This is a genomic window from Limnohabitans sp. (assembly GCF_044361645.1).
Classification (GTDB): domain Bacteria; phylum Pseudomonadota; class Gammaproteobacteria; order Burkholderiales; family Burkholderiaceae_C; genus Limnohabitans_A.
On sequence record NZ_JBIKIL010000039.1, the window covers coordinates 22,949 to 29,593 of the forward strand.

At 58.8% G+C, this 6,645-nt stretch carries 7 protein-coding genes and 1 pseudogene; 6 read left to right on the forward strand and 2 right to left on the reverse strand.

The window, feature by feature from the left end:
• Positions 1-71 precede the first annotated feature (71 nt).
• Positions 72-380, forward strand: coding sequence for a c-type cytochrome (locus ACIQ39_RS08090; RefSeq protein ID WP_396434104.1), 309 nt, complete (start codon positions 72-74; stop codon positions 378-380).
• A 545-nt stretch (positions 381-925) separates the two neighbouring features.
• A complete protein-coding gene (locus ACIQ39_RS08095; protein ID WP_396434105.1) occupies positions 926-1,786 on the forward strand; it encodes a hypothetical protein in 861 nt (286 codons plus the stop codon).
• 85 nt (positions 1,787-1,871) lie between these two features.
• Here the strand turns inward: ACIQ39_RS08095 and ACIQ39_RS08100 are convergent, their stop codons facing one another.
• The gene (locus ACIQ39_RS08100) at positions 1,872-3,035 is read right to left on the reverse strand and encodes an MFS transporter (RefSeq protein WP_396434106.1); all 1,164 of its coding nucleotides are present in this window, start codon (positions 3,033-3,035) and stop codon (positions 1,872-1,874) included.
• A 111-nt stretch (positions 3,036-3,146) separates the two neighbouring features.
• Here ACIQ39_RS08100 and ACIQ39_RS08105 point away from each other — a divergent pair, with 111 nt between their 5' ends.
• From ACIQ39_RS08105 to ACIQ39_RS08120, 4 genes and pseudogenes are all read left to right on the forward strand, one after another.
• Entirely contained in the window at positions 3,147-4,007 is an 861-nt protein-coding gene (locus ACIQ39_RS08105; RefSeq protein ID WP_396434107.1) for an ion transporter, read from the forward strand.
• Between the two features lie 220 nt (positions 4,008-4,227).
• Positions 4,228-4,584, forward strand: a pseudogene (locus ACIQ39_RS08110) (NAD-dependent epimerase/dehydratase family protein); the annotation flags it as partial.
• Positions 4,585-4,734: 150 nt separating this feature from the next.
• Positions 4,735-5,553 carry a DoxX-like family protein gene (locus ACIQ39_RS08115; protein ID WP_396434110.1) on the forward strand — a complete coding sequence of 273 codons (819 nt, stop codon included), beginning with the start codon at positions 4,735-4,737 and terminating at the stop codon, positions 5,551-5,553.
• The gene (locus ACIQ39_RS08120; protein WP_396434111.1) at positions 5,553-6,029 is read left to right on the forward strand and encodes a DUF2269 family protein; all 477 of its coding nucleotides are present in this window, start codon (positions 5,553-5,555) and stop codon (positions 6,027-6,029) included. Before ACIQ39_RS08115 ends, ACIQ39_RS08120 begins: the two co-directional genes overlap by 1 nt.
• A gap of 79 nt (positions 6,030-6,108) precedes the next feature.
• Here the strand turns inward: ACIQ39_RS08120 and ACIQ39_RS08125 are convergent.
• Positions 6,109-6,645, reverse strand: a 537-nt coding sequence (locus ACIQ39_RS08125) for an SDR family NAD(P)-dependent oxidoreductase (protein ID WP_396434108.1), incomplete at its 5' end; no start/stop codon positions are given.

Genomic DNA, 6,645 nt, shown 5'->3' on the forward strand with positions numbered 1-6,645 from the left:
GCCACTTGGCCTTTTTTCATCACCATCAGCGGGGGCCTGAGGGCCCCCGCCCTGTTTCAAGTGGGTCCAAAATGAAATCTGTTTCTATCGTGTTGGCCTTGGGTCTTTTGGCGTCAGGCGGTATTGCATTGGCCGATGACGATCTGTACAAAACCAAAAATTGTTTCGCCTGCCACCGAGTGGACCGCAACACGCTGGGGCCGTCCTTCAAAAGCGTGGCGGCCAAGTACGCCGGTGAAAACGGTGCCGATCTCAAGTTGGCCCAGACCATTCGCCTCGGAGGTGTGGGTGTTTGGGGCCAGGTGCCCATGCCCGCTCAAAACCAAGTGACTGAAGAGGAAGCCTTGACGCTGGCGCGCTGGGTGCTTCAGCTCAAATGAAAAATGCTTTGAAACTGGGCCGCTGAACTGGGTCGCGCGCTGAATGGGCGCAGTTGCACCCCGCTATGGATTCGGCCCGATGGCGTGGCTGCATCGCTGGCATCCCCATTTTTTGTCATGCCGGCCGTCTTCTTGTCATCCCGAGCGCACGCATCCCGGGTGTCGAGCCGGGATGCCGTGAACACGGCTGAGCTTTGCGAACACCTCTTGGGCCGTCTGGGTCCCGGCTCAGGGCCAGGATGGCAAAGATCAAGGACGGTGTGCAAAAAAAGCAACTTGTGCGCATCCATTTCAAACTTCACAGGGCCGTCTCTAAAATGCAGCCGCTGACTGGACATGCAGGCACTGTTTGCGGGTCGGCTCTGCAGGCTGTGGCTGCGGTCTAGGTCAGCAAGCTTTTTTATGGGTGCTGTTTTGTGCGCACTGTCGCGGTCAGCCCAGAGCCCTAAAATGCCGCGCACAGACTGGGCCTTCTTGCCCTCCTCTTTCTGGCTTTTTCAGGCCTGTGTCACGCTTTTTTCAACCCCTTGGAGCCGAGCTTCACCATGTCCCCATTGACGGGCCCCACCGACTGCAGACCCTTTGACGCCACCAGATCGATTTTGCAAATGGCCCAACGCTCTTGGCGTGTGCGTCGCCCCAAGCCCTTTGTTTTGGTGATTGAAGGCGAGGCCCTTGAAGGCGAAACGCAAGCCCGACCCAGCGATTACCTGCACGACACGCTGCTTTCACCAGACTGCCGCGAAGCCTTCTACCAGTTGGTCGATGCCACAGGCTTGGTGGTGTGCCTGAACCTGCACACCCAACACCCCAGCTACCGCGATGTGCGCGGGCGCTCCAGCAAGGGGCGTCTGAGCCAAGGCGAGTACTACCACCACGACGGCTGCACCGGCCCTGTCAAACCCCGCTTGGTTGAAATCCGCTGTCCCATTCAGCCGCAAACCCGTGCTGTGGCCACCGCTGTAGCACCGCACCGCGACGTGGTGGCGGCCATGGTGCGCGCCCTGCCTGTTGCCTTGGCCGCCAACCCAGCCTTGGCCGAGCAAGACCTGAGCCACGAAGCACTGCAGCGCATGGACGCTGCGGCGCTCGACAAGCTGCAAGGTCTGATCACGCGCGTGGTGCGCAAAAAGCTGAGCGCCGAAGGCGCGCGCGCCTACTTTCGTCAAGTGGACCTGGCGGCCAATGCCTACTTTGAGCCTTGGGCCTTGGGTGAGAGCCGCCTGATTGCCAACGCCAACCCGGGCGTGACCATGCAGCACCGCCGTGCTTACCAAAACGAGCACACGGGCGGCGTGGCCAATGGGCACTTGGTCAAGCGCTGGCCCCACGAAGAGCTGCTCTTGCCCGGTCAAGTGCCCGACGCAGCGGTCATGGCGGCGCTGTGCAGCGATGAATTCGCTTGAGTTGTGCGCACTGGCGCTCGCGACGCCCAGTTTCGGACAGGTCTGAACTTCAGTTCGAGGTGGCAGTTCAAGCAGTCCTTGGCACTCAGGCCCGCTCCCGCACCAAAAGGCGCAAGGCCCACAAACCCAGCGCGGGCCCTAAGGCCAGCCCGGTGAGCAGCCAGCCCAGAGGCAACCAATTGGTCAGCGCCACAAACAACAAAATGCTCAGGGTGCTGATGGCAAAACCGATGCTGTTGGTCAGCGTCAGCACGCTGCCCACCGCTTGCGGCGGTGCGTTGCGGGCGGTCAGCGTGGAAAATTGCGGTGAGTCGCCCGCCACGCTGATGCCCCAGACCACCAACCAAACGTAAAACACCGCGTCGGGTGCCCCCATGAGCAGCGGTGCGGCCAGACAACACAGGCCACTCACCGCCAAAAACGCCGCTGCCACCCGCGCACTGCCCCAGCGCCGCGCCGCATACCCGCCCAGCACGCAGCCCACGGCACCGCTGCCCAAAACTCCGAACGCCATCCAAGACAAGGCCACCCCGGACAGGCGGGTGGCCAAGATCACGGGCACCAAAACCCACAGGGTGTACAGCTCCCACATGTGACCGAAATAGCCCAAAACCGAACTGCGCACCCGCGCATCGGTCCACAGTGTGGCCAAGGCCGGCCACTGCAAGCTGCTGACCCGCACAGGTGCCTGCGGTGGCTCACCCAAGCCCAAGATGAGCAAGCCGCCCAGCGTGGCCAAGGCCGCCACCCCCAGCATGATGCTGGGCCAAGGCAGCGCATCGGCCAAGGCGCGCAGGCCGTGCGCACTGGCCGAACCCAGCACCAAGGCACCCACCAAATAGCCCAAGGCCGATCCCAAGCCTTGGCGGTACCACTGCGAGGCGATCTTCATGCCCACGGGGTAAATGCCGGCCAGGAAAAACCCCGTCGCAAAGCGCCAGGCCAGCAAGGCCGTGAAGTCCGCGACCATAGCCCAAGCCCCCACGGTGCAAGCGGCTCCGGCCAAGGCGCAGAACAAAAACACGCGCGTGGCACGGAACCGGTCGGCCAAAGCCAACAGCGCAAACACCAAAGTGCCCGCGATGAAACCCAATTGCAAAGCCGAGGTGAGGCTGCCCACGGCCGTGGCTGGCCAGCCAAATTCGCGCTGCAAATCGGGCATGACGGCATTGACTGCAAACCAAAGCGAAGTGCCCGCCAACTGGGCGAGCACCAAAACGGGCAACACATGGAAGGGAACTTTGCGCATGTCCGTCACTTTAACCCGAGCCGCCATGGGTTTGGCTCACAAGGTGCGCGAATTGCCCGAGAATGCTATTTTTCAAATACCCGTTTTTTTCAAACACCGTTTTGCCTCCTCATGACCGCTTCTACCCCGCTGCTGCCTTCGAGCCCCTTGCGCCACCAAGCCAATGCTTGGCTGACCACCTCGCTTTTTCAGCGCAGCATTTTGACCCTGATTGTCATCAACGCCGTGATTTTGGGCTTGGAAACCTCGCCTTCGGTCATGCAAGCCGCAGGGCCGTGGATTTTGCTGCTGGACAAAGGCATTTTGGCGGTCTTTGTGGTGGAGCTGGCGCTGCGCATGTACGTGCATCGCTTGGCGTTTTGGCGCGACCCCTGGAGCTTGTTTGATTTTGCCGTGGTCGCGATTGCACTGGTGCCCGCCAGCGGCCCTTTTGCCGTGCTGCGGGCATTGCGCGTGTTGCGTGTGCTGCGCATGCTGACGATCGTGCCCTCTATGCGCCGGGTGGTCGGTGCTTTGCTTTCGGCCATCCCGGGGCTGTCATCGATCGCCTTGGTGCTGCTGCTGGTGTTTTACGTGTTTGCCGTGATCGCCACGCACCTGTTTGGCGCGCTGTTTCCTGATTGGTTTGGGCACATGGGCCGCTCGCTTTACACCTTGTTTCAAGTCATGACACTGGAGAGCTGGTCCATGGGCATTGCGCGCCCTGTCATGGAAAAAGCCCCTTGGGCTTGGGCCTTCTTCGTTGTCTTCATTTTGTTTGCCACCTTCACGATGCTCAACCTGTTCATCGCGATCATCGTCAACGCCATGCAAACCTTCCAAGAAAGCGAAAACCAAATCGCCCTCAAGTCAGAAGCAAAAGCAGGCCAAACCTTGGAAGAAGAACTGCATGCCGAAGTCAAAACGCTGCGCACAGAACTGGCCGAGATCAAAGCGCTGCTGCTGTCGCAACGCCCAATGAATCCGCTCTGAAGCGGATGCGGCCAAGTGCCCACGACAACTTGACCCAGTCGCGCGCTCGGAAACGGCCGGTGTCGGTCAAAACTGGCGGCAAGTGCGCCTTCTCGAGAACCTCGGCAGGCCACAACCTGACGGCTTAGATGGCCTTGCCAAGCCAATGACCCGTGACATAATTAATTCGATATGAATATTTTGGTATTTTTAAATGAACCATTAAAGTCAAAAAATGCCAATGCCTTCATCATCAACTGCCACCACTCCCCAAAAAGTGCTCATCATTGGTGCCTATGGACTCATTGGTTACGGCATCACCAAACGACTTTCAAAACAAGGCCATCAAATCACCGGCCTTGGCAGAAACCTGCAAACCGCCCTGCGGGTAGTTCCCGATATTCCTTGGGTTATACGGGACCTGGCAACACTCTTAGATGCGCAGGCCTGGCGACAAATTTTGGGAGGGTTTACAAGCGTTGTGAATTGTTCTGGTGCTTTGCAAGACGGTCCCGAGGACCATCTGGAAAAGCTTCAACACCGGTCAGTTGCGGCCCTGGCTTTGGCATGCGCCTCTGAACAAATTGCATTGGTTCAGATCTCCTCAGTCGGTGCTTCGCTGGATGCAAGGTCGTCATTTTTATCGTCCAAAGGGCGTGGTGACAACGCAATTCGATTGTCTGGTGTCAAGTTTTACATTTTCCGACCAGGACTGGTTCTTGCAAACCATGCCTATGGCGGAACCAGCATGTTGCGCATGTTGGCCGCTTTTCCATGGATACAGCCGATTGCAATGCCCCATGCGGCCATCCAAACGGTGTGGCTGGACGATGTCGCGGGCGCAGTGGCTGCTGCCGTTGACGGGCGCTTAGCCCACGGTTTCGAAACAGATTTGGTCGAAAGTGAAGTGCATTCCTTGCGTGATGTGCTCGCCGCGATCAGGCATTGGCTGGGCTTTGCGCCAGCGCGCTTCGAACTGTCCATGCCACATGCCCTGACAACAGCGATTGCCAAAGGCGCCGATGCCTTGTCGCAACTCGGCTGGCGGTCTCCCTTGCGCTCGACAGCGATCAGTGTCTTGGCGCAAGGCGTACGTGGCAAGCCCGCAGACTTGAGCTTTGCGGGCTTGCCTGCGCCATCTTCTCTTGACCAAACGCTGTCTCAAATGTCAGTTGGTGCGCAAGACCGCCTTCACGCGCGCATGAGCTTGCTGGCACCCTTCATGGTTTTGAGCCTTGGCTTGTTTTGGTGGGCCTCTGGTGTCATTGGCTTGGTCCAGGTCAAACAAGCAGCGCTTGTTTTGGAAAAAGTGGGATGGTCCAATGATCTGGCCATTGCTGGGGTTGTTTTTTGGGCCATGGTTGACATGGCCATCGGTACTGCGTTTGCTATACGGCAGTACAGCCAAGCCGCATGCTGGGCATCGGCCGGGGTCAGTGTGTTCTATTTGTTGGCATCGACCATGACCATTCCATCCCTGTGGATGGACCCACTGGGTCCCTTGGTCAAAGTGGTTCCGGTCATCGTCTTGTCGTTGGTGACAAGCGCCGCATTGGACACGCGATGATGGACTGGACCGATCTGCTTCGTGCGCTGCATGTACTGGGTGCTTGTGTTCTTATCGGAACAGGGTTTGGCATCGCATTTTTCATGTCCATGGCCCACCGATCCGGTAAGCCCGAGGTGGTGGCGCACACCGCATCGGTCGTGGTCTTTGCCGACATGGCGTTCACGGCGACAGCCGCCATTGCGCAGCCCATCACTGGGTGGCTGTTGATGCAAGCCATCGGCTGGCACTATGAAGAAACTTGGCTGATATTGTCTTTTGGCCTTTATGTTTTCATTGGATTTTTTTGGTTGCCGGTGATCTTCATTCAAACCCAGATGCGCAACGAAGCGCAAAACTCAGTGCGCACAAAAATGCCCTTGAGCGCGCGCTACAAGCGCCTTTACAGACTTTGGTTGGTCTGCGGCGTACCCGCCTTTTTGGCCATACTGATGCTGCTTTGGCTGATGGTCAATCGCCCACTGATTTCGTTTTGAGCATTCACAACAATGACCTCACAGCATTCGCTGAGCAAAGACCAACAAACGGCCAGCAGATCTGGCCGTTTGTCCATCTTCAGAGCTGCACGCCCTTGGTGAGCGCGCCATCGACCACCAAGTTGGTGCCCGTGATGAAGCTGGCCGCTGGGCTGGCCAAAAAGACCGCTGCATTGGCCATTTCTTGCGGCGTGCCCATGCGGCCTGTGGGGTTCATGCCCAGGGCCATGTTGTAAAGCTCGGGGTTGCCGTGCTCAATTTGGTTCCACACGCCGCCAGGAAAGTAAGTGTTGCCGGGCGAGACCGTGTTGGCCCGAATGTGTTTGCCCGCCAAGTGATAGGCCAGGCCTTGGGTGTAGTGCACGATGGCCGCCTTGAAAGCGCCGTAAGAGCCTGCGGCAAAGTCGATTTCGCGGCCTGACACGCTGGAGATGGTGACGATGGCGGCCTTGCCGCTTTTTTCCAGGTGCGGCATGGCCGCGTTCACCAAGCGCACGGTGCCCATCATGTCCACGTCAAAGCTGCGCTGCCAGTTGACTTCTTCGTTGGGCAGCGCCAGCGCGCTGACGTTGGCCACCACAATGTCAATGCCCCCCATGGCAGCGGCGGCCTCGTT

What these genes read in the sequence shown, in the direction of transcription:
- ACIQ39_RS08090 (WP_396434104.1), top strand. Translation starts at nt 72, where the DNA reads ATGAAATCTGTTTCTATCGTGTTGGCCTTGGGTCTTTTGGCGTCAGGC.
- ACIQ39_RS08095 (WP_396434105.1), top strand. Translation starts at nt 926, where the DNA reads ATGTCCCCATTGACGGGCCCCACCGACTGCAGACCCTTTGACGCCACC.
- ACIQ39_RS08120 (WP_396434111.1), top strand. Translation starts at nt 5,553, where the DNA reads ATGGACTGGACCGATCTGCTTCGTGCGCTGCATGTACTGGGTGCTTGT.
- ACIQ39_RS08100 (WP_396434106.1), bottom strand. Translation starts at nt 3,035, where the DNA reads ATGCGCAAAGTTCCCTTCCATGTGTTGCCCGTTTTGGTGCTCGCCCAG.
- ACIQ39_RS08115 (WP_396434110.1), top strand. Translation starts at nt 4,735, where the DNA reads ATGTTGCGCATGTTGGCCGCTTTTCCATGGATACAGCCGATTGCAATG.
- ACIQ39_RS08105 (WP_396434107.1), top strand. Translation starts at nt 3,147, where the DNA reads ATGACCGCTTCTACCCCGCTGCTGCCTTCGAGCCCCTTGCGCCACCAA.